Annotated in this window: 19 protein-coding genes; 11 read left to right on the top strand and 8 right to left on the bottom strand. The window is 72.1% G+C overall.

The annotated features are described in order from the left end of the window. Positions 1 to 56: 56 nt before the first annotated feature. Positions 57 to 1,322: a D-inositol-3-phosphate glycosyltransferase gene (gene mshA, locus AB0G15_RS36460; protein WP_362849094.1), complete on the bottom strand. Its 1,266-nt coding sequence runs from the start codon at positions 1,320 to 1,322 to the stop codon at positions 57 to 59. Positions 1,323 to 1,925: 603 nt separating this feature from the next. Between mshA and AB0G15_RS36455 the strand changes: the two genes are divergently transcribed. Further along, positions 1,926 to 2,936 (top strand): hypothetical protein, encoded by a 1,011-nt coding sequence (locus tag AB0G15_RS36455; protein ID WP_362849091.1) that lies wholly within the window; start codon positions 1,926 to 1,928, stop codon positions 2,934 to 2,936. 73 nt (positions 2,937 to 3,009) lie between these two features. Beyond that, positions 3,010 to 3,861 (top strand): N-acetyl-1-D-myo-inositol-2-amino-2-deoxy-alpha-D-glucopyranoside deacetylase, encoded by an 852-nt coding sequence (gene mshB, locus AB0G15_RS36450; RefSeq protein ID WP_362849089.1) that lies wholly within the window; start codon positions 3,010 to 3,012, stop codon positions 3,859 to 3,861. A 244-nt stretch (positions 3,862 to 4,105) separates the two neighbouring features. On the opposite strand, the gene ctaD is transcribed toward mshB, so the two are convergent. Continuing rightward, the gene (ctaD, locus tag AB0G15_RS36445; RefSeq protein ID WP_362849129.1) at positions 4,106 to 5,773 is read right to left on the bottom strand and encodes a cytochrome c oxidase subunit I; all 1,668 of its coding nucleotides are present in this window, start codon (positions 5,771 to 5,773) and stop codon (positions 4,106 to 4,108) included. A 320-nt stretch (positions 5,774 to 6,093) separates the two neighbouring features. On the opposite strand from ctaD, the gene AB0G15_RS36440 reads away from it, so the two are divergent. The 6 genes from AB0G15_RS36440 (at position 6,094) to AB0G15_RS36415 (ending at position 12,545) form a co-directional block, all read left to right on the top strand. After that, positions 6,094 to 7,482, top strand: a complete 1,389-nt coding sequence (locus AB0G15_RS36440) for an NAD(P)/FAD-dependent oxidoreductase (protein WP_362849086.1) — start codon at positions 6,094 to 6,096, stop codon at positions 7,480 to 7,482. Between the two features lie 129 nt (positions 7,483 to 7,611). Then, positions 7,612 to 8,577: an LLM class F420-dependent oxidoreductase gene (locus AB0G15_RS36435; RefSeq protein ID WP_362849083.1), complete on the top strand. Its 966-nt coding sequence runs from the start codon at positions 7,612 to 7,614 to the stop codon at positions 8,575 to 8,577. 229 nt (positions 8,578 to 8,806) lie between these two features. Further along, entirely contained in the window at positions 8,807 to 9,214 is a 408-nt protein-coding gene (locus tag AB0G15_RS36430; RefSeq protein ID WP_362849081.1) for a hypothetical protein, read from the top strand. Next, complete coding sequence (locus AB0G15_RS36425; protein WP_362849077.1) at positions 9,211 to 10,434, top strand: divalent metal cation transporter; 1,224 nt, start codon at positions 9,211 to 9,213, stop codon at positions 10,432 to 10,434. The genes AB0G15_RS36430 and AB0G15_RS36425 overlap by 4 nt, the downstream gene beginning before the upstream one ends. 55 nt (positions 10,435 to 10,489) lie before the next feature. After that, positions 10,490 to 11,296 carry a hypothetical protein gene (locus AB0G15_RS36420; protein ID WP_362849074.1) on the top strand — a complete coding sequence of 269 codons (807 nt, stop codon included), beginning with the start codon at positions 10,490 to 10,492 and terminating at the stop codon, positions 11,294 to 11,296. A 109-nt stretch (positions 11,297 to 11,405) separates the two neighbouring features. Beyond that, entirely contained in the window at positions 11,406 to 12,545 is a 1,140-nt protein-coding gene (locus AB0G15_RS36415) for an NAD(P)/FAD-dependent oxidoreductase (protein WP_362849071.1), read from the top strand. Between the two features lie 124 nt (positions 12,546 to 12,669). On the opposite strand, the gene AB0G15_RS36410 is transcribed toward AB0G15_RS36415, so the two are convergent. The 3 genes from AB0G15_RS36410 to AB0G15_RS36400 are packed head-to-tail and all read right to left on the bottom strand — an operon-like array spanning position 12,670 to position 14,617. Then, entirely contained in the window at positions 12,670 to 13,509 is an 840-nt protein-coding gene (locus AB0G15_RS36410) for a class II fructose-bisphosphate aldolase (RefSeq protein WP_362849068.1), read from the bottom strand. Further along, positions 13,509 to 13,745 (bottom strand): hypothetical protein, encoded by a 237-nt coding sequence (locus AB0G15_RS36405; protein WP_362849065.1) that lies wholly within the window; start codon positions 13,743 to 13,745, stop codon positions 13,509 to 13,511. Before AB0G15_RS36405 ends, AB0G15_RS36410 begins: the two co-directional genes overlap by 1 nt. 2 nt (positions 13,746 to 13,747) lie before the next feature. Next, positions 13,748 to 14,617 carry a sugar isomerase gene (locus tag AB0G15_RS36400; protein WP_362849063.1) on the bottom strand — a complete coding sequence of 290 codons (870 nt, stop codon included), beginning with the start codon at positions 14,615 to 14,617 and terminating at the stop codon, positions 13,748 to 13,750. A gap of 273 nt (positions 14,618 to 14,890) precedes the next feature. Here AB0G15_RS36400 and AB0G15_RS36395 point away from each other — a divergent pair, with 273 nt between their 5' ends. Further along, the gene (locus AB0G15_RS36395; RefSeq protein ID WP_362849060.1) at positions 14,891 to 15,676 is read left to right on the top strand and encodes a DeoR/GlpR family DNA-binding transcription regulator; all 786 of its coding nucleotides are present in this window, start codon (positions 14,891 to 14,893) and stop codon (positions 15,674 to 15,676) included. A 272-nt stretch (positions 15,677 to 15,948) separates the two neighbouring features. Here AB0G15_RS36395 and AB0G15_RS36390 read toward each other — a convergent pair whose 3' ends face one another. The 3 genes from AB0G15_RS36390 to AB0G15_RS36380 form a co-directional block, all read right to left on the bottom strand. Beyond that, positions 15,949 to 16,575, bottom strand: coding sequence for a methyltransferase domain-containing protein (locus AB0G15_RS36390; RefSeq protein ID WP_362849057.1), 627 nt, complete (start codon positions 16,573 to 16,575; stop codon positions 15,949 to 15,951). A gap of 253 nt (positions 16,576 to 16,828) precedes the next feature. After that, positions 16,829 to 17,500, bottom strand: a complete 672-nt coding sequence (locus AB0G15_RS36385) for a response regulator transcription factor (RefSeq protein ID WP_362849054.1) — start codon at positions 17,498 to 17,500, stop codon at positions 16,829 to 16,831. Beyond that, complete coding sequence (locus AB0G15_RS36380) at positions 17,497 to 18,543, bottom strand: histidine kinase (protein WP_362849052.1); 1,047 nt, start codon at positions 18,541 to 18,543, stop codon at positions 17,497 to 17,499. The genes AB0G15_RS36385 and AB0G15_RS36380 overlap by 4 nt, the downstream gene beginning before the upstream one ends. 828 nt (positions 18,544 to 19,371) lie before the next feature. On the opposite strand from AB0G15_RS36380, the gene AB0G15_RS36375 reads away from it, so the two are divergent. Beyond that, complete coding sequence (locus tag AB0G15_RS36375) at positions 19,372 to 20,262, top strand: ABC transporter ATP-binding protein (RefSeq protein WP_362849049.1); 891 nt, start codon at positions 19,372 to 19,374, stop codon at positions 20,260 to 20,262. Next, positions 20,259 to 21,267 (top strand): ABC transporter permease (locus AB0G15_RS36370; RefSeq protein ID WP_362849046.1); only part of this gene is annotated, 1,009 nt, incomplete at its 3' end. The genes AB0G15_RS36375 and AB0G15_RS36370, both read left to right, overlap by 4 nt.

Genomic DNA, 21,267 nt, shown 5'->3' with positions numbered 1-21,267 from the left:
CGTCATGCCGTTCACCACCCGGAAGGCACGGCCCGCCACGCCCGCCGCCCATACGGCTACCTGGACGGCGCCGCCACCCGGGCGGCGTCGGCGTACACCTCCGTCAGCCTGCCGACCGCCTGGTCCCAGCCGAACCGGGACGCGTGGGCGAGCGCGCCGGCGCCGAGTTCCCGCAGCAGCCGGGGCGCGGCCACGAGGTCACCGAGCACCCGGGCGTACGCGGCCGGGTCGTGCCCGTCCACCAGCACACCGGAGATCCCGTCCCGCACCGCGGTGCGCAGGCCGCCGACGGCCGCGGCGACCACGGGGGTGCCGCACGCCTGGGCCTCGACGGCCACCAGCCCGAACGTCTCGGCGTGGGAGGGCACCACGACGGCGGTCGCCGCCCGGTACCAGTCGGCGAGACGGCGCTGCGGGCAGGGCGGCTCCAGCCGTACCTGGCCGGTGATGCCGAGGGTGGCGGCGAGCTTGCCCAGGTGGTCGGGGCGGCCCCAGCCGGTTCCGCTGGGCCCGCCCACGACCGCCACGACGAGGCGCCCGGCGAGGCCGGGATCACGCCGGATCATCCCGGCCGCGGCGTGCAGCAGGACGTCCGGCGCCTTGAGCGGCTGCACCCTCCCGGCGAACAGCAGCACGACGGCGTCCGGGGGAAGGCCGAGCGCGCGCCGGGCCTCGGCCCGCGAGCCGGGGCGGAACAGGGACAGGTCGACGCCGGGATTGACGGTCCGCACCCTGGCCGGGTCGGCCCCGTACAGCGTGACCAGCTGGTCGGCCTCCTGCACGGTGTTGGCGACGAGCCGGTCGGCGGCGGCCACCACCTCCGTCTCCCCCGCGATGCGCCCGGCGGGCTCGGGCTCGTCGCCCGCCGCGAGCGACGCGTTCTTGACCGCGCCGAGCGAGTGCATGGACTGCACGAGGGGAACGCCCCAGCGCGCCTTGGCGACCGCCCCCACCCGTCCGGCCAGCCAGTGGTGGGCGTGCACGAGGTCGTACCCGCCGCCCGGCCCCCGGGCTGCCCCCGCGCGCAGCATCTCGGCGGTGAACGGGCCGAGGGTGTCCGGCAGGTCGTTCTTGTCGAGCTCCCTGGGCGGTCCCGCGGCCAGATGCCTGACCAGCACGCCGGGGAAGAGCTCGGCCAGCGGCGGCGCGCCGGGTTCGGCGGCGCGCGTGAAGATGTCCACCTCGACGCCCAGCGCCGCCATCCGCCGGGCGACCTCGACGATGTAGACGTTGAGTCCCCCCGCGTCGCCCCCGCCCGGCTGGGCGAACGGGGAAGTAAGGACGCTGACGGTCGCGATCCTCCGGGGAAGGCGTCGCGGCACGGGCATTCACCTCCGCTTGAGCATTCGCCCGGGACGCGTCGTTCTCCGCTCCCGCGGCCGGGAATCTCCGGTGACCGGAACCCTGCACCGGTGCCGGTGCCGGGTTCCCGTGCGGCGCGGCGTGAGCCGTCCCGCCTCCCGGGCGGCCGCGCCGTCAAGGATCTCGGCGGAGGCGTGGAGAAGTCCGGCGAGGTACGGCTGCCGCACGCGGCGCCCCCGCCGTTCTCCCGGGACGGAATCCTGAAAGTCGTGCCCGGCCGCCGCGGGACCACGGGGGGCCGGGAGTGGTCGTCGCGATCCGGCGGGACACGCCGATCGCGAGCTGTGAATGATCAGACACTCTCGCCCGCGGCGCCGTCAACCTGTTGGCGGGGGCGTCACGGCGCAGGACGTTGGCAACAATTGGCCATCCCGATGGTGCCGGCGCTCTGGCGTGCGATTACGTACGCGACCCCGGGAGAGGTCCGGCGGCGGCCGCCGCGGCCCGTCGGCCCCCGGCGGCAATCAAGAAAGCGATTCATACAGTTCTTCACAACTATCTAGCAATGTTGTGCAATTTTCTGGCACACTCTGGCAAGAATAGCCGCAAGGGGGATAAGGCTTGTGGGTGGACTATCCGACCAACTACGTGCCCTGGACGAGGACACCGCCTCCGTCTACTTCAGGGCGCTTCACAGGGGCCATATCGGTACGGCCCGCGACGTCGCCGAAGAGCTCGGCCTCGACCCCCGCACCGTCGAGGACGCGATAGAACGGCTGACCCGCCTGCACCTGCTCCGGCCGGAGCCGGGACATCTGACCAACCTCGTGCCGGTGAACCCGGAGATCGCCGCCGCGTCGCTGATATCGCCGATGGAAACGGAGATCCACCATCGGCGCGACCTCATCATCGGTATCCGCACGCGGATGCACTCCCTGATGCACGGATACGACGAGGTGCAGCGCACCAGGAAACCGGCGAACCCGGTGGAGGCGCTGCCCGACGGCGCGGCCGTGCGCGGATCGCTGCACATGGCGGCGGAGGCGTGCGAGCGCGAGATGCTGGGCGTCGAGCCGAACGCGCCCTCCTGGGCCGACCTCGACGACACGCTGACGCGCAACCTCGCCATGCTGGAGCGGGGGGTGCGGATGCGGATGCTCTACCAGCACAGCGCCCGCGCCGACCTGCCCACCAGGGGACACATCAAGAAGCTCGTCGCGGCCGGTGCCAGCGTGCGCACCACGCCCCAGCTGCCGAGCCATCTCGTGATCTTCGATGGGGAGATCGCCTTCATGTCCCGGCCGGGCGAGGCGGGTGCGGCGCCGGGGGCGGTCGCCGCACGCGACCTGTCCGTCGTCGGGTTCCTGTCGGAGGTCTTCGAGCACCTGTGGAACTCCGCGACCCCCTACTCCGCCTCCGACCTGGGCTACCAGGGCGCGACGGACGAGATACAGCACGCCATCGTCACCTTGCTGGCCCAGGGTTTCACCGACGAGGCCGTCGCCCGCAGGCTGGGGATGTCCGTGCGCACCTGCCGCCGCCACATCGGCGCGCTGCTGCAGAACCTGAGCGCGGTGAGCCGGTTCCAGGCCGGGATCCGGGCCGCCGCGAGCGGCTACGTCGACGCGCGGTGACCCCCGCCGGAGGCCCGGTGGCGGGAACCCGGCGGGGCGGTCACCGCTGAAACAGAGAGGGCGGAGCGGAGCCATGCCGTACGACCGTCGCATTCTCCTCGTCCACGCCCATCCCGACGACGAGTCCATCGGGACGGGTGCCACGATCGCGAGGTACGTCGCCGAGGGCGCGCGCGTCTGCCTGGTGACGTGCACCCTGGGCGAGGAGGGTGACGTGGTCCCTCCCGAGCTGGGCCACCTCGCCGCCGGGCGGGAGGACCGGCTGGGCCCGTACCGCGAGGGCGAGCTGGCGATGGCGTGCGCGGCCCTCGGCGTGGACGACCACCGCTTCCTCGGCGGGCCGGGGCGCTGGCGCGACTCCGGCATGATGGGCTCGCCGTCCAACGACCACCCGGACTGCTTCTTCCGCGCCGACCTCGACGAGGCCGCCGCGGAGCTGGTCCGGATCATCAGGGAGGTCAGGGCCCAGGTCGTCGTCACCTACGACGACAACGGCTACTACGGCCATCCCGACCACATCCAGGCCCACCGGGTGGCCTGGCGGGCGTTCGAGAAGGCCTCCGACCCGTCCTTCGGCGAGGGCGAGCCGTGGCGGCCCTCCCGGTTCTACGTCACCGCCATGCCGCTGGAAGAGCTGGAGCGCGCGGTGGGCACAGGGCCGTTCAAGCGGGTCGGCTCCGTCGAGGAGTTCGGCTTCGGCGTCCCCGGCGAGCAGGTGACGACGCGGGTCGACGCGAGGGCGCATCTGGGTGCCAAGATCACCGCGTTGCGCGCGCACCGCACGCAGCTGAGCGTGGACGGCTCCTTCTTCGCGCTCTCCGACCACGTGGGACAGCCCGCCCTGGGCATGGAGTACTACACGCTGCTGGCGGGAGAGCCGGGCCCGCCCGGCGAGGACGGCCGCGAGACCGGCCTCTTCGGCTGACCCGCCCGGCCCGTGCCGCCGCCGCCCGCACCCGGCCCGGGACGATCGTCCGGTCCCCGATCCGCGCCGCCGCCCGCACCCGGCCCGGGACGATCGTCCGGTCCCCGATCCGCGCCGCCGCCCGCACCCGGTCCAGGACGGTCGTCCGGTCCCCGATCCGCGCCGCCGTCCACGCCCGGCCCGGGACGATCATCCGGCCGCCCCCGGGGTGTGACGACCGGCCGCGCCGGCGTGGCGCGGGCGGTCAGATCTCCTCCTTGAGCCTGGCCGCCGGGTCGAGCTGGCGCGGTTGCATCGCCGTCCTCGGGTGGTGCAGGTCGAAGGCCGGTCGCTCCGAGCGGATGGTCGGGAGCGAGGTGAAGTTGTGCCGGGGCGGCGGGCAGGAGGTGGCCCACTCCAGCGAGTTGCCGAAGCCCCACGGGTCGTCCACCGTCACGCGCGGAGCGTGGCGGGCGGTGTGCCAGAGGTTGTAGATGAACGGCAGCGTGGAGGCGCCCAGCAGGAACGCGCCGGCCGAGGAGATCAGGTTGAGGCCGGTGAAGCCGTCGAGCGGGCTGTAGTCGGCGTAGCGGCGCGGCATTCCCTGCGCGCCGAGCCAGTGCTGGACCAGGAAGGTGCCGTGGAAGCCGATGAACAGCGTCCAGAAGTGCCACTTGCCCAGCCTCTCGTTCAGCATCTTGCCGGTCATCTTGGGCCACCAGAAGTAGAAACCCGCGAACATCGCGAACACCACGGTGCCGAAGACCACGTAGTGGAAGTGCGCGACCACGAAGTACGAGTCGGTCACGTGGAAGTCCAGCGGCGGGGAGGCCAGGATGACGCCGGTCAGCCCGCCGAGCAGGAACGTGACCAGGAACCCGATCGCGAACAGCATCGGTGTGGCGAGCACTATGTGCCCGCGCCACATGGTGCCGGTCCAGTTGAAGAACTTCACCCCGGTCGGGATCGCGATCAAAAAAGACATGAAGGAGAAGAACGGCAGCAGCACCCGGCCGGTGGCGAACATGTGGTGTGCCCACACCGTCATCGACAGGCCCGCGATGGCGATGGTCGCGCCGACCAGGCCGATGTAACCGAAGATCGGCTTACGGCTGAAGACAGGGATGACCTCGGTGATGATGCCGAAGAACGGCAGCGCGATGACGTAGACCTCCGGATGGCCGAAGAACCAGAACAGGTGCTGCCACAGGATCGGCCCGCCGGTCCTCGGGTCGAAGACGTGGGCGCCGAACCGGCGGTCGGCCTCCAGGGCGAGCAACGCTGCGGCCAGCACGGGGAAGGCCATGAGCACCAGGACGCCGGTCAGCAGCGTGTTCCAGGTGAAGATCGGCATGCGGAACATCGTCATCCCCGGGGCCCGCATGCAGATGATCGTGGTGATGAAGTTGACCGAGCCGAGAATCGTGCCGAGCCCGGACATCACCAGACCCATGATCCACAGGTCACCGCCGAGTTGCGGGGAGTGGGAACCGCGGGAGAGCGGCGGGTATCCCGTCCAGCCGAAGTCGGCGGCGCCCCCGTCGGTGAGGAAACCGAAGCTCGCGATGATGCCGCCGAACAGGAAGAGCCAGAAGCTGACCATGTTGAGCCGGGGGAAGGCCACGTCGGGCGCCCCGATCTGCAGCGGCATGACCACGTTGGCGAACCCGGCGAACAGCGGGGTGGCGAACAGCAGCAGCATGAGGGTGCCGTGCATGGTGAACATCTGGTTGTACTGCTCCTGGCTCACCACCTGCATCCCGGGATGGGCCAGCTCGGCGCGGATGACCATGGCCATCAGCCCGGCGAACATGAAGAAGACGAACGCCGTTATCAGGTACATGTAGCCGATGACCTTGTGGTCCGTGCTCGTGAGCCAGCGTACGACGATCGAGCCCGGCGCCTTCCCGCGCGGTGCCAGCGGTGAGGTCAGCGGCTCCTCGCGCGACTGTTCGAAGGTCGTCACGACCCACCCCCCTCGAACCGGCGCGGCATCCGATTCCCACCGCCTTCCCCCCGCCATCCCCAGGGAAAGCGGCTCCCACTCGCCCGCGCCGCCATCTTGCCCGCGCGATGACCTGGCAATTAATCCTTCTTGTCTGCCTTCTGGTGACCCTCGCCCCACCGGCCGGCATCCACGGGACCGGCCCGTGCCGTACGCGCCGTCCGGGCAACATGGGACGGCCCGTCGCGCTTGACCCGGGGGCAGACAGGGCACGCCGCTGGAAACGGAGTACGGAAAGGAGCGACGTCATGGTCCAGCGACAACGAGTCGTCGTGATCGGAGGAGGGTTCGCGGGTTTCACCGCGGTCCGCACCCTTTCCCGGATCGCGAAGGGCGCGATCGAGATCGTCCTGATCAACCCGACCGACTACTTTCTCTACCTGCCGCTGCTGCCGGAGGTCGCTGCGGGCATCCTCGATCCGCGCAAGGTGGCGGTCCCGCTGGCGGGCGACCATCCCGGGGTGCGGCACCTGCTCGCCACGGTGGACACCGTCGACGTCGAGACGCGCCGCGTGAAGTGCACCGACGCCGAGGGCAACCACCGCGAGCTGGGCTACGACCGCCTGGTGATCGCGGTCGGCAGCGTCAACAAGCTGCTGCCCGTACCCGGCGTCGCCGAGTACGCCCACGGCTTCCGCAGCATCGCCGAGGCCCTCTACCTGCGCGATCACCTGATCCGCCAGGTGGAGCTCGCCGACGCGTCCGACGACCTTGAGGAGCGCAGGGCCAGGTGCACGTTCGTGGTCGTGGGGGCCGGGTACACCGGGACCGAGGTGGCGGCGCAGGGCCAGCTGTTCACCCGCGACATCCGCGGCCGGCGGCCGAGGCTGCGCGACCAGCCGGTGCGCTGGATCCTCGCCGACATCGCCCCGCGCATCCTCCCCGAGCTGGACGAGCGCCTGTCCCGGATCGCGCACCGGACGCTGTCCGAGCGAGGCATGGAGATCCGCACCGGTACGAGCGTGGCCGAGGCGACGGCGGAGGGGGTCAAGCTCTCCGACGGGGAGTTCGTGGCGACCAGGTCCCTGATCTGGTGCGTCGGGGTGCGCCCCGACCCGATGGTGGAGTCCCTGGGGCTGCCGACCGAGAAGGGGCGCCTGCTCGTCGACGAGTACCTGAGGGTGCCCGGCCACCCGGAGATCTTCGCCTGCGGCGACGCGGCCGCGGTCCCCGACCTCACCCGGCCGGGTGAGTACACGGCGATGACAGCCCAGCACGCCAGCCGCCAGGGCAAGCGCGCCGCCCGCAACATCGCCGCCTCCTACGGTCACGGAGAGCTCCAGCCGTACAAGCACCACGACCTGGGGTTCGTCGTCGACCTCGGCGGAACCGGCGCCGCCGCGAACCCGCTGGGCGTGCCGCTGTCGGGCATAGTGGCCAAGACGGTCGCCCGGGGCTACCACCTGCTCTCCATCCCGCGCAACCGGGCGCGCATCGCGGGAAGCTGGCTGCTGGACCTCGTGACACCCCGCCAGACCGTCCAGCTGGACCTGATCCGCGGCCCGGAGATCCCGCTCAACCACGCCACCCCCGAGCACCCCCACGGCCAGGGCGGGGATCCGCCGGAGACGGACGCCTCGCGGAAGGCGGATGTGGCGTCGAAGGCGGGGGTCTCCTCCAAGGCGGGCGATTCGTAGAACACGGCGACGCGCAAGACCGGCGACTCGTAAAGGACCGCGACTCGTAAAGGACCGCGACTCGTAAAGGACGGCGAGATTTTCGGCTCCTTTGGCGATGCTTCCGGGGAGCCGGGTAAGGGGCGGGGTATGGCAAAGATCGGTTACACGATGATGTGCGAGCAGACGCCCGCCAGGCAGCTGGTCAAGGACGTCACCACCGCCGAGCAGGTCGGCTTCGACTACGCGGTCATCTCCGACCACTACTTCCCGTGGCTGGAGGAGATGGGCCACTCCCCGTACGCCTGGTCGGTGCTCGGCGCGGCGGCGCAGGCCACCCGGAACCTGCCCCTGATGACGTACGTGACCTGCCCGATCATGCGCTACCACCCCGCGGTGGTGGCGCAGAAGGCGGCGACCATGGGCGTGCTGAGCGAGGGCCGCTTCACGCTGGGCCTGGGCGCGGGGGAGAACCTCAACGAACACGTGACAGGCCAGGGCTGGCCTTCGGCCGACACCCGGCACGGGATGTTCCGCGAGGCCCTGCAGATCATCAGGGAGCTGTTCGAGGGCGGGTACGTCACCTACCGCGGCGAGTTCTTCGACGTCGACTCGGCCAAGCTGTTCGACCTGCCCGACCGGCCCGTCCCGCTGGCGATCGCCGCCTCCGGCGGCCAGTCGGGGAGGATCGCCGCCGAGCACGGCGACGCGCTGGTCGCCGTCGACCCCGACGCGGACCTGGTACGCATGTTCTCCGGGGAGGGCGGCGCGGGCAAGCCCGTCTACGGCCAGCTCGCCATCTGCTACGACCCCGACGCGGAGGCCGCCAGGGAGCGGGCGCACCGGCTGTGGCGCTGGTCGGTGTCGGGGTGGAAGGTCATGGCCGAGCTTCCCGGGCCCGTCAACTTCGCCGCCGCCGCCGAGACCGTGCGGCCCGAGGACGTCGCGGCGAAGGTGCCGTGCGGCTCCGACGTGGACGCCGTGGTGGAGGCGGTACGTGCCTACACCGACGCCGGTTTCACCCACGTCGCCCTGGTCCAGATCGGCCACGAGCACCAGGACGCGTTCTTCGACTGGTCGGAGAAGGAGCTGCTCCCCGCTCTGAGAGACCTCTAGCCGCCGCCCCCGCCCGCCCCGGCTCCCCTGTGCCCGCCCTCGTCCAGGGGTGGGTCACAGCGGAGCCGGGAATACGACGGGCACCGCCGGGTAGCAGGCCTTACATGATCGATGAGGGGCTCGTGCTGCTCATGGCATGGGCACAACTGCTCGGCCTGCTGGGCGTGCTGGCCTACTTCCTGCTGCGACCGGGCCGATGAGGCGGATCACCGCTCTCGGGAGTCTCGGAATGCTGGCGGTGCTGCTGGCGGGATGTGTCAGCCCGGCCTGGGACGACCACGACTATTTCCTGAAGGCCGCGGCGACCGCCGAGGCCGCCGCCTCCAGCCTGGAGATCGTCCGCCTGGCCGTCGCGAACGAGGCCAGGCTGACCACCCCGTACCTGAAGACGGTGCTGACCGAGGCCGCGGAGGAGACGGGCGGTCTCGACGCGCAGTTCGGCGGGGTGCAGCCGCCGACCGACGCCGCCGACCGGGTCCAGGCCGAGGTGCTGGACCTGACCGCACGGGCCGAGGAGCAGGTGAGCGACCTGCTCGTACAGGTCAGGCGGGACGGTCTCGAGGACCCCGCGCGGGCCGTACGTGAGCTGGAGAAGCTGGCGGCGGAGCTGCGGAGGTTCGGGGAGGCACATCGGTGAAGAAGCTGTTCGCCGTGACCCTGGGCATCCTCACCGCCTTCGGCGGGTTCGTCGATATCGGGGATCTGGTGGCCAACGCCCTGGTCGGAGCCAGGTTCGGGATGTCGCTGGCCTGGGTGGTGATCGTCGGGGTGGTGGGCATCTGCCTGTTCGCCGAGATGTCCGGGCGGATCGCCGCGGTCTCGGGACGGCCCGTCTTCGACCTGGTCAGGGAACGGTTGGGGCCGCGGGCCGGTCTGGCCAACCTGGGGGCGTCGTTCTTCATCAACGTCCTCACCCTGGCCGCCGAGATCGGCGGCGCCGCGCTGGCGCTGGAGCTGGCGACGGGGATCAACTACCTGCTGTGGGTACCGGGTGTCGCGCTCGTCGCGTGGCTGGTGATGTGGCGGGTGAAATTCGAGACGATGGAGCGGGTCTTCGGGCTGGCCGGGCTGGCGCTGGTGGCTTTCGCGGTGGCGCTGTGGCAGCTGGGGCCCGACTGGGGTGAGCTGGGCGCCCAGCTCACCCGGCCGCCGCCCGACGAGGGCCTGCCCACCTACTGGTACTACGCGATCGCTCTGCTCGGCGGCGCGATGACGCCCTACGAGGTGTTCTTCTTCTCCTCGGGCGGGGTCGAGGAGCGCTGGACGCGCCGGGACCTGGTGACCGAACGAGCCAACGTCTTCGTCGGCTTCCCGCTCGGCGGGTTCCTGTCGCTGGCCATCGCCGCCTGCGCGGCGACCGTTTTCCTCCCGGTGCACGCCCAGGTGGACACGCTCGGGCAGATGCTCCTCCCGGCGGGCATCGGCCTGGGGCAGGTGGGACTGGCAGCGGTGATCTTCGGGGTGTTCGCGGCCACGTTCGGGGCGACCCTGGAGACCGCGCTGTCGTCGGGCTACACCATCAGCCAGTACTTCGGCTGGCAGTGGGGCAAGTTCGTCCGTCCCAGGGACGCGGCCCGGTTCCACGCGATCGTCCTGGCCGTGGTGATCGTCGCCACCGCGCTGATCCTGACGACCATCGACCCGATCAAGGTGACGGAGTACTCGCTCGTCTTCGCCGCCGCCGCGCTCCCGCTCACCTACCTGCCTGTCCTGATGATCTCCAACGATCCCGACTACATGGGCGACCGGGTCAACGGCCGCTTCTCCAACACGCTGGGGACGGCGTACATGGTGCTGCTCGTCGTGGTCGCGGTGGCCGCGATCCCGCTGATGATCGCGACGAAGGCGGGCCAGTGACCGGGACGAGGGGTGGGGCGATGAGCGGGCCGGCGGGGATGACAGGAGCGGGCCGATGACCGGGGCCAGGCGGATCCACGCCCAGCTGCACCTGCTGGACCGTCAGGTGGTCGGGGAGGGCGACGGCCGGCTGCTGTGCAAGGTCGACGACCTGGAGCTCGGACACGACCCCGAGGGCCGCCCCCACCTGGCCGCGATCCTGTACGGGCCCCTCGCCCTGGGTCCGCGGATCGGGGGAGTCATCGGGCGCCTGATGGTCGCGGCGACCAGGCTGCTGAGGCCGGAGGAGCACCCCGCGCCCCGGCGCGTCCCGATGGTCCTGGTGACCGAGATCGGCAGCGCCGTCACGGTCGCGGGCCGGCAGGCCGAGCCCGCCCTGGAACGGTGGACCAGGGAGAACCTCATCGCCAAACTCCCCGGCAGCGGCGGCGGGAACGGTGACGAGGACGAGGAGGAAGGCGGCGGCTACAACGACAGGCACGGTGACGACGACGGCCGTCCGCCCAGGATCAGCGGGCTCATCGGCCTCCCCGTCGCCGACTCCGCCGGACGCCGGGTGGGCCAGGTCGCCGACGTGCGGTTCAGCCAGGACGGCCCGCTGCTCGGGGAGGTGCGGAACGCCTTCCGGCTCGACGGGCTGATCGTGGCGCCCCGCCACACGGGCCGGCTGTTCGGCTACGAGCGCGGACCCGGTGGCCGGGCCCCCTGGCTGGTCAGCAAGGTGATCCGCAGGTTGCACCGGCACAGCCGGTTCGCCACCTGGTCCCAGATCGCCACGCTCGGCGGTGAGACCGTGTGCCTGTCCGTGCCCGCCGACGAGCTGTCGCCGCTCGCGGAACTGTACGAACCCGACCCGAGCTGACGGCCCCCGGCGGTCTCCCCGTCCGGCCCGGCACGCGCGCCATTCGTGAGATCGGCCGCGGCGGCGGTTCCCCCGGACCTACGGGGGAAGGCTCACCGGGGTGGATGGCGTGTGGGATCTGGTGGTCGTCGGCGGCGGGCCCGCGGGGGCGGCCGCGGCCCTGCGTGCGAGACAGCTCAGGCCCGAGGCGCGGGTCCTGCTGCTCGACAGGGCCGACTTCCCGCGCGACAAGGCCTGCGGCGACGGCATCGCCGCCCACGGGCGCGACGAGCTCGCCCTGCTGGGCGTCCCCGACCTCATCGCCGACTACCGGCCGACGCAGCGCCTGGCGGTGGTCTCCCCCGGTGGCGCGCGTGTCTCGGCCACCTCCGCCCGGCCCAACCACGTCGTCCCCCGCAGGGTCTTCGACGCCCGCCTCGTCGACGCCGCCCGCGCCCGGGGCGTCGAGGTCCGCCGCCACCAGGTCCGCGCGCTCGCCACCCTCGGCGATCACGTGGTTCTCGACGGCGTCTTCACCGCCCGCGCCGTCGTCGCCGCGGACGGGGCCAACTCGACCGTGCGGCGTCTCATCGGCGTCTCCCCCTCCCCCGAGAGGCACACCGCGATCGCCGTGCGCGGCTACGCCGACGTGCCCGCCGACGACGACGTCCAGTCCATCTTCATGCAGCGGGACGGGTGGCCCGCGTACGCGTGGTCGTTCCCGATCGGTGACGGCACCGCCAACGTCGGCTACGGCATGCTGCTGCCCCGGCTGCACGCCACCGGGCTGCCGGGCCGCCAGGTGCTGCACGGACGGCTCGCCGAGCTGCTTCCCCACGTGAGCGCCCGTGACCTGCGCGCCCACCACCTGCCCCTGTCCCCCGGCCGCCCGAGGCCGGGTTCCGGGCGGGTGATGCTCGCCGGCGACGCCGCCGGCCTCATCAACCCGCTCACGGGCGAGGGCATCTTCTACGCGCTGGTCTCCGGCCGGCTCGCCGGGGAGGCCGCCGTCCAGGCGGCGGGCGACCCGCTGCCCGCGTACCGGCGCGGGCTGGGGAAGGCCCTCGGGCGGCATCTGCGCACCACCGACGTGCTCGCCCTCGCCTCCCAGTCCCCCGGCTTCATCGACGCCGCGATCGACACCGCCGCCCGCCGCAAGGAGGTGTTCGACCTGCTGGTCGACGTGGGGCTCGGCGCGGGCACGGTGCCGATGCCGCTGGCGCTGGCCGTGGCCCGCCGCTGGCTCCTGAACACCGTCCGGCGACGTTGAACAGACATCGAACACGGGCCCGGCGGGCTCCGGCGGGCGCGACCGCGACGCCCGCCGGCACCGGGCACGATGCCCGGCCGGCGGCGAGCGAGGCATCCCACCACGCCGGGCAGGCGCCGGGAGGCTAGTCCCGGCCGGAGACGACGCGGAGCAGGCGGGCGGTCTCGGCGGCCATGGCCTCCCTCGCGGCCTCCAGGCGGGGCCGGGGGTCGGCGCCTGAGGAGCCGCCGGCGAAGGAGTCGCGGAGCGCCCCGGTGAACGCGACGTTCAGCGCGGTCCCGATGTTGATCTTCTTGAGCCCGGCGGCGACGGCCCGGCGAAGCTCGTCGTCGAGCACGCCGGAGGAGCCGTGCAGGACCAGCGGGACGGCGGCCGGGAGCGCCGAGCGCAGCGCCGCGATCAGGTCGTGGTCGAGCCTGGCGCTGCGCGAGGTCATGGCGTGGGAGCTGCCCACCGCCACCGCGAGGGCGTCGACGCCGGTCGCGGCGACGAACGCGGCGGCCTCGGCGGGATCGGTGCGCGCGCCGGGAGCGTGCGCACCGTCCTTCCCGCCCACCTCGCCCAGCTCGGCCTCCAGCCACAGCCCGTTCTCGTGCGCCCAGCGCGCGGCGGCCTCCGTCCGGGCGAGGTTGGTCTCGTACGGGTCCCGCGACGCGTCGTACATGACCGAGCCGAACCCCGCCTCGGCGGCCTCGTACAGGAACGCGTCGTCGGTGACGTGGTCGAGGTGGAGGGCGACCGGCACCGGGGCGGCCTCCGCGAGGGCGCGCGCCGCGGCGGCGAGGGGGTGCGGGCGGCCGAGGCGGAACCGCACGGCGTTCTCGCTGATCTGGAGGATCACCGCAAGCCCTTCCCGCCCGGCGGCGACCACGACGGCCTCGGCGTGCTCCAGGGTGATGACGTTGAAGGCGCACGCCCCGCCGGGGGCGGAGGCGACGATCGAGGCTGTCGTGGCGAGTGGCATCACGTCTCCTGGGACAGGGCGAGGTAGGCGGCGGGGTCGACGGTTCCGGCGACGGGGGACAGCACGGCGGCGGACAGCGCGACCGCGTCGGCGAGGACGCGGGCGACGTTGACGCCCTTGCCGCCGGCGCGGTGGTGAACGGCGGTGACGCGATGCGTGGCGTTCGGCACCAGCGCCTCCACCTCGTAGGTGACGTACAGCGCGGCGTTGAGGGTGACGGTGACGATCTCGCCCATGACTACTGGAGGATCACCGAACGGGTCAGGTTGCGAGGGCTGTCCGGGTCGAGGCCGCGCGCCCGGGCCAGCTCCACCGCGAGCCGCTGGGCCCGGATCAGGTCGGCCAGCGGGTCGAGGGCGGTGGCCGTGGTCAGGGCGCCGGTACGGGCGACGTCGTCGAGCAGCTCCTCCTGCCCGCCGAAGAACCACACCAGGCTGTTCTCGTCGGCGATGCTGATCGGCCCGTGCCGGTACTCCATCGCGGGGTACGCCTCCGACCAGGCCAGCGCGGCCTCCCTGAGCTTCAGCGCCGCCTCCTGGGCCAGGCCGTTGGTCCAGCCGCCGCCCAGGAAGGTGAACTGCCGCCGCGAGAGCGCCCCCTCGGGGAGCGGTGCGGTGAGCGCGGTCTCGGCCTGGGCCGCCAGGTCGGCGGGGGCCTCCCCGAGATGCGCGCGGAGCAGGGCGAGCCCGCTGGTGGCGAACCGGGTCTGCACCACGGACCGCTCGTCGGCGAACTCCAGCGCGATCACCGTCCCGGCCAGGCCGGTCACCGGGGTCGCGGGGTCTGCGGTGACGGCTACCGTCGGGACGTCGCCGGCCGCGCCGAGGGCGTGCAGCACCTCCGTCGTGGTCCCGGATCTGGTGATCGCCACCAGCCGGTCGTAGCGGCGCGCGGGCAGCTCGGAGGCGGGGAACGCGTCGGTCTCCCCCTGCCCCGACCGCTCGCGCAGGACCGCGTAGGCCTGTGCCATGTAGTACGAGGTGCCGCAGCCGATCACGGCGACGCGCTCACCCGCCTCCGGCAGGCCCGCCGGGTTCGCCGCGCCGAGATCCAGCGCCTGCCTCCAGCACGCGGGCTGGCTGGCGATCTCCCGCAGGACGTACGTCACGTGCGCCTCCCTCGTCGATGCTTATTTATGCTTGAAACATGCCATATTTGAGCATCTATGAGCAAGAGTAATTGTTTCAACGCTCGATACGCTTCGCGGAGCGCCACAGGCGGAAACAGGCAGGGACAGACGGGAACAGGCGGGACGGCGGGAACGGCCGGCGACGGCCGCGACCTCGCCGGAACGGCCAGGGGCTCGCTGGACGGCCCACGACGACCGAGAACGGCCAGAGGCGTGCGGGGGACGCACGGGGACCGCGAGGAGGAAGCTCTCATGACGAGCCACGACCGGTGGAACGCGCTGCTCGCGATCCTGGCGAGGGACGGCAAGGTCGAGGTGGACGCCGTGGCCGGTGAGCTGGGGGTGTCGGCGGCCACCGTCCGCCGCGACCTCGACCACCTCGACCGCCAGCAGATGCTGACCAGGACCCGCGGCGGCGCGGTCGTCAACGCGATCTCCTACGACCTGCCGCTGCAGTACAAGGCGGCGCGGCACGCGCCGGAGAAGCACCGGATCGCCACGGCCGCGGCGGCGCTGGTGTCGGCGGGCACCGTCGTCGGGCTGAACGGCGGCACCACGACCACCGAGGTCGCCCGTTCCCTGGCGACGAGCGCCGACCTGCACCCGCAGGGCGGCGAGCCGAGCCTCACCCTGGTCACCAACGCGCTCAACATCGCCAACGAGCTCGTCGTGCGCAGGCACGTCAAGCTGGTGGTCGTCGGGGGCGTGGCCATGCCCGCGTCGTACGAGCTGATCGGGCCGCTCGCGGACGGCGTGCTGCGGGAGGTCTCGCTCGACATCGCGATCCTCGGCGTGGACGCGCTCGACCCCGAGCTGGGCGCCTTCGCCCACCACGAGGGCGAGGCCGGGATCAACCGGCTGATGGCCTCCCGCGCCCAGCGGGTGGTCGTCGTGGCCGACTCCTCCAAACTCGGCATGCGGGCGTTCGCCAGGATCTGCCCCTGCGACGACATCGACGTCCTCGTCACCGACGGCGACGCCCCCGCCGTGACGGTCCGGCGCTTCGAGGACGCCGGGATCGAGGTCGTCCAGGCCTGAGGAGTTCGGGGAGCAGATCACCGTGGGCGCGGACCGGGTCGTCGCAGAGCTCCCAGATCTGCTCGACGGTCAGGGAGGCGGCACCTCCGCGCGCCGGAGCCCGGCCGCGACGACGGGACGCAGATGTGTCGGCCACGGGCTCTCCAGAACGGCCCTGCCACGCGCGTCGGCCGGCAACGTCCACAAGATCAAGGAACCCGCGCCCGGAACGGACCGCGAGCAGCCGGCGTGCCGTTCCGGATGTACGGCCCGGCCCGCGGACGGGCGGCAGGTCACGGCCGGACGGCCAGCACCCGGAAGCTGACACCGCGCGTCATGCGGGACACCGACTCGATCCGGAAACCGGCCTGTTCCAGGAACGGCCGGGGATCGCGGGTGAGGTAGTCGGCCGCGAACCGCACGAACATCGGTTCCACCAGCCGCATCCCGGCCCGGACGATCGGGTTGCTCGACGGCCCGTGCTCGGCCAGCACGAACCGTCCACCCGGCTTGAGCACGCGGTAGGCCTCGCGCGCCGCGGCCGCCGGGTCGGGGATGGTGCACATCGTGAACGTGGAGAGCACGGTGTCCGCGAGGCCGTCGGGCAGCTCCAGGCGCTGCACGTCGCCCTGTCTCAGCTCCACCCGCTCGTCGAGACCGTCCCGCGCCACCCGCCGCCGCGCCAGTTCCAGCATGCGCTCGGACAGCTCGATCCCGACCACCTCGACGTCGGCGCCGTACAGCGGCAGGTTGAGCCCGGTGCCGACCGCGATCTCCACGGTGCGGCCGCGCGCCTGCCCGACGGCCCACTCCCGGCTCCCCGGGAACAGGCGCCGCTCCCAGACCCGCATCTGGTCGTCGTACCGGTCCGCCATCCGATCGAACACCCGCCGCACGTCGGCGTCCGTGGTAGCACGCATCGAGCAACCTTTCCGGAACGAGAACTCCGCACATTCGTCTCCCGCCGTGAGATTGGCGAAAGGTCATCCCAACCGGGGCGATGACCGCCTCCGAAGCGATGACCGCGCCCTCCCCCGTCACCCTGCCGAGACTCCGCGCGCCTGTCGGCACGCTCTGCCACGCCGGCCGGACGCCCGGTCTCCCTGTAACGAACCGCCCCCCGGCACCGTTCCGAAATCTGACGATCGCTCACGCCTCGGGAGGCGTCGTCCGTCAGCCGGTGCCGCCTGGGGAGATCAGGCCGGTCTCGTAGGCGACCACCACGGCCTGGACACGGTCACGCAGACCGAGCTTGGACAGGATGCGCGCGACGTGGGTCTTCACCGTGGCCACGCTGAGGTTCAGCCGGTCGGCGAGCTCGGTGTTGCTCAGGCCGGTGGCGAGCAGGCGCAACACGTCCAGTTCCCGAGGCGTCAGCCGGGACAGGTCACGGTGGAGGGTGGGCCTCACGTTGTCGCGGCGGGCGAAACGTTCGACCAGGCGGCGGGTGATGGTGGGCGCGAGCAGGGCGTCACCGGAGCGCACCAGGCGTACCGCGGCCACCAGGTGTTCGGGGGTGACGTCCTTGAGCAGGAACCCGCTCGCCCCCGCGGCGAGCGCCGCGTACACGTAGTGGTCGAGGTCGTAGGTGGTCAGAATCAGCACGCGGGTGTCCTCGGCGCCACCGGCGAGGATCCGCCGGGTGGCTTCGAGGCCGTCCATCCGCGGCATCCGGATGTCCATGAGCACGACGTCGGGCCTGGTACGGCGGACCGCGGCGACGGCTTCCTCCCCGTTGGCGGCCTCCGCCGCCACCTCGATGCCGTCGGCGGCGAGGATCATGCGGAATCCCGTGCGTACCAGTGCCTGGTCGTCGGCGATGACGGCACGCAACCGCTCGGTCATGCGGTCCTCCACGGGACGCGGGCCTTGATCCGAAATCCGCCTCCGGCCGTCTGCCCGGCGTCCAGGGTCCCGCCGTAGACGGCGAGCCGCTCGCGCAACCCGATCAGCCCCCTGCCGTCGCCGGTCCGCGGCCCGGCGCTCCGTGTCCCGCCGGTGTCGGTCACCTCGATCTCCAGCCGGTCGCCGTCGTGACCGATCGTCACGAACGCGGCGGCCCCGGCCGCGTGCTTGATCGTGTTGGTGAGGGCCTCCTGCACGACGCGGTAGGCGGCGAGGTCGACCCCGGGAGGCAGCGGCCCGGGCGGCGACACCTCGACGCTCACCGGCACACCGGCGGCGCGGACCCGTTCCACCAGGGCGTCGAGCTGGTCGAGCCCCGGTTGGGGTTCGAGCCCGTCGGAGGGCCCGTCGAGGCGCTCGCCGCCCGGACCGGCGAGCAGGCCCATGACGTTGCGCAGTTCGGCCATGGCGGCCCGGCCGCCGGACTCGATCGCGAGCAGGGCCTGCTTCGACTGCTCCGGCTCCACGTCCATGACCTTGCGGGCCGCGCCGGCCTGGATCACCATCACGCTGACATTGTGGGTCACCACATCGTGAAGCTCGGCGGCGATTCGGGAGCGCTCCTCGGCGACGGCCCTGCGCATGGCGTTCTCCTGCGCCTCCTGCAGCTCGGCGAGCCGATGCCGGCTGGCTCCCAGCTGCCGCCGCCAGAAACGGACGAAGCTTCCGAAGACACCGACGCTCAGCAGGACGACGAACGGCCCCATCCAGCCCGGCAGCGCAGGCGTGATGTTCCCGAACCCGGCGCCGGCGAGCCCGGCCGCGCACACGAGACCCCCCATCGCCAGGATTCGGTGACGGCTGTGGACGACGGCACCGTACGCGGCGACGGCGCAGGCCAGCACGGTGATCCAGGTCGCATCCTCGTGTGTGGCCCGCGCCGCCAGCAGCACCACCCAGAAGGTGATGAGCGGGTACCGGCGCCGCACCGCCAGCGGCAACGTCGTCAGTGCCACGAGGAACGGGGACGGACTGTCGGGCAAGGGCCGGGCCGGCATGTTGCCGACCGGGTTGCCAGAGGGTGGGAACGGGCCGTTGGACAGCAGGACGCCAGAAGGTGGTGGATGGCCGAGCGAGGAATCAGGCACCGCCGGGGAGCCAGGCATCTCCGGTAGATCATGCATTTCTGGCTTATCCGGCATATCGGGCATATCGGGCGTGTCTGGGAGATCAGGCATGTCCGGGAGGTCAGGCATCGACGGTAGAGACGAGTCGGTGGGCCGGAGCCGCAAGTACTCGATCACTTCGGGCCGATCCGTGACAGGGCCGGTCACCGGATACCTCACCGACACGGTCACCGCGATGACCGTCAGGACGAGCGCGATCGCCACGTCGACGGCGAGTGCTCCGCGAGACGGCCTCGGGGGTCCGTCGCTCCCCGGCCCCGGCGCGTCCCGGACGCCGCGCCGGTCCAGGTAGTCCTCGTCCGGCCCGCTGTCCAGATCGAGCACATGCCGCCACCACGGCGGTCGTTCACCGGTGTCCACCGGCACATTGTCACGTCTGCCCCTCCGTCTCGCATCGGCCGTGGTGACGAGGGCTCACGGTCTCGGGGAGTACATCGCAGGGATGACCTGGCGACCCCTCGTTCTCGGGAGGTACGCGATCTCGGCAGGACGGCCGACGCGCACCGGCAAGGGCAGTGCCTAGTTTCGTTCCCGCCATCACACCGCTCCGGAGCCGCGACCTCAATCACGACCTCGATCACGATCGCGACCCCGCCCCCGACCTCGACCTCGATCGCGACCTCGACCAAGCATCGAGACGCTGTTCATGATCACCTTTCGGACCATCCTTCAGGAGGAAATAGCGTGACCGCTGTCTTAGAGGCCCAGGGACTGGGCAGGCGGTACGGCAGGCGCTGGGCGCTGCGCGAGTGCACCGTCGACATCCCGGCGGGCCACGTCGTGGGGCTGGTGGGCCCCAACGGAGCCGGCAAGACCACACTGCTGAAGCTGGCCAGCGGCCAGCTCGAACCGACGGCGGGCGGCATCACCGTGCTGGGCGGGCGGCCCGGGGGCACGCCCGCGCAGCTGGCCAGGGTCGGCTTCGTCGCCCAGGACACCCCCGTCTACGCGGGACTGACCGTCGCCGAACACCTGCGGCTGGGTGCCCGGCTCAACCCCCGCTGGGACGCCGCCACGGCAGGTGAGCGCATCGCGCGGCTCGGCCTCGTCCCCACCCAGCGGGCGGGCAGGCTGTCCGGCGGCCAGCGCGCCCAGCTCGCCCTCACCCTCGGCCTGGCCAAGCGACCCGAACTGCTGATCCTGGACGAGCCGGTCGCCTCGCTGGACCCGCTGGCCCGCCGCGAGTTCATGCAGGGGCTGATGGAGGCCGCCGTCGAGCACAGGTTGAGCGTGCTGCTCTCCTCTCACCTGGTCTCCGACCTGGAACGGACCTGCGACTACGTGATCGTGCTGGTCGACTCCCGCGTCCAGATGGCCGGTGAGGTCGACCGGTTACTGGCCGCCCATCACCGGCTCACCGGCCCGCGCCGCGACCCCGACCGCCTCCCCGCCGACTGGCACGTCGTCTCCGCCGGCCACACCGACCGGCAGAGCACGTACGTGGTCCGCACCGATGCCCCGATCCACGACCCCGCCTGGACGGTCAGCCGGCTCAGCCTGGAGGACCTCGTGCTGGCCTACATGGACAAGCACCCCACGGAGAACCGGCGGGCCGCCGCGGAGGTGCGGCGATGATCTGGCTGACCTGGCGCCAGTTCCGCGGCTCGGCCGCGATGATGGCCGCCGTCCTCGTGGTTCTCACCGCCACCCTGGCCCTGACCGGCCCGAAGCTGGCCTCCGACTACTCCGCGGGGATCGTCGGCTGCGCCCCGGACAACACCTGCCTCGACTTCTTCGACCGGTTCTTCGGCGAGTACGACCTCCTCTTCCTGGCCCTCACCCTCGTCGTGTTGCTCCTGCCGGCGCTGGTCGGGCTCTTCTGGGGGGCACCGCTGATCACCCGCGAGCTGGAGGCGGGCACGCACCTGCTGGTGTGGAACCAGAGCGTCACCCGCGGCCGCTGGCTGGCGGTCAAGCTCGGGCTCACCGGCCTGGCGGCCGTGGCCGCCGCCGGCGTGTGCGGCCTCGCGGTGACCTGGTGGTCCGCTCCCCTGGACAGGTCGGCCGTTCCGGAAATGGCGCAGATGGCTCCCGTGGTGTTCGGCGCGCGCGGCATCGCCCCGATGGGGTACGCGGCCTTCGCCTTCGTCCTCGGGGTGACCGTGGGCATGCTGGCGCGCCGCACCCTGGCCGCCATGGCCCTCACCCTGGCCGTCTTCGTCACGGTCCAGATCGCCATGCCGCTGCTCGTCCGGCCCCACCTGATGCCCCCGGTCACCGGGACCTTCGAGCTCGGCCGGGAGAACATCGACGGCCTCGGCGCGCCGCAAGGCGGATCCCTGCACATCTTCCTGAGGACGTCGGCCGTTCCCGGCCACGCGGGCGCATGGGTCCTGTCCAGCGAACTGGTCGATCCTTCCAGACGTACGATCTCCAGCGGAGACGGAGGCTCGGGACCGTCGTCGACGATCGTGCGGGCCGTCCCCGTCTCCACGACATCGGGCCCCTGCTCACCGCAGGGACTCCCCGCAGGGGGGTGCGTAGCCGAGATCAACCGGCTCGGTTACCGGCAGCAGGCGACCTACCAGCCCCTGGAACGCTTCTGGCCCTTCCAGTGGATCGAGACCGGCATCTACACCC

Source organism: Streptosporangium sp. NPDC023825, from assembly GCF_040639575.1.
Lineage (GTDB): Bacteria > Actinomycetota > Actinomycetes > Streptosporangiales > Streptosporangiaceae > Streptosporangium.
Note: the sequence above shows the minus strand (reverse complement) of the source record. Positions and strands in the feature narration are given on the sequence as shown.

What these genes read in the sequence shown, in the direction of transcription:
- AB0G15_RS36390 (WP_362849057.1), bottom strand. Translation starts at nt 16,575, where the DNA reads ATGCGTGCTACCACGGACGCCGACGTGCGGCGGGTGTTCGATCGGATG.
- AB0G15_RS36435 (WP_362849083.1), top strand. Translation starts at nt 7,612, where the DNA reads ATGGCAAAGATCGGTTACACGATGATGTGCGAGCAGACGCCCGCCAGG.
- AB0G15_RS36405 (WP_362849065.1), bottom strand. Translation starts at nt 13,745, where the DNA reads ATGGGCGAGATCGTCACCGTCACCCTCAACGCCGCGCTGTACGTCACC.
- AB0G15_RS36410 (WP_362849068.1), bottom strand. Translation starts at nt 13,509, where the DNA reads ATGCCACTCGCCACGACAGCCTCGATCGTCGCCTCCGCCCCCGGCGGG.
- AB0G15_RS36420 (WP_362849074.1), top strand. Translation starts at nt 10,490, where the DNA reads ATGACCGGGGCCAGGCGGATCCACGCCCAGCTGCACCTGCTGGACCGT.
- AB0G15_RS36440 (WP_362849086.1), top strand. Translation starts at nt 6,094, where the DNA reads ATGGTCCAGCGACAACGAGTCGTCGTGATCGGAGGAGGGTTCGCGGGT.
- AB0G15_RS36385 (WP_362849054.1), bottom strand. Translation starts at nt 17,500, where the DNA reads ATGACCGAGCGGTTGCGTGCCGTCATCGCCGACGACCAGGCACTGGTA.
- mshB (WP_362849089.1), top strand. Translation starts at nt 3,010, where the DNA reads ATGCCGTACGACCGTCGCATTCTCCTCGTCCACGCCCATCCCGACGAC.
- AB0G15_RS36395 (WP_362849060.1), top strand. Translation starts at nt 14,891, where the DNA reads ATGACGAGCCACGACCGGTGGAACGCGCTGCTCGCGATCCTGGCGAGG.
- AB0G15_RS36430 (WP_362849081.1), top strand. Translation starts at nt 8,807, where the DNA reads ATGCTGGCGGTGCTGCTGGCGGGATGTGTCAGCCCGGCCTGGGACGAC.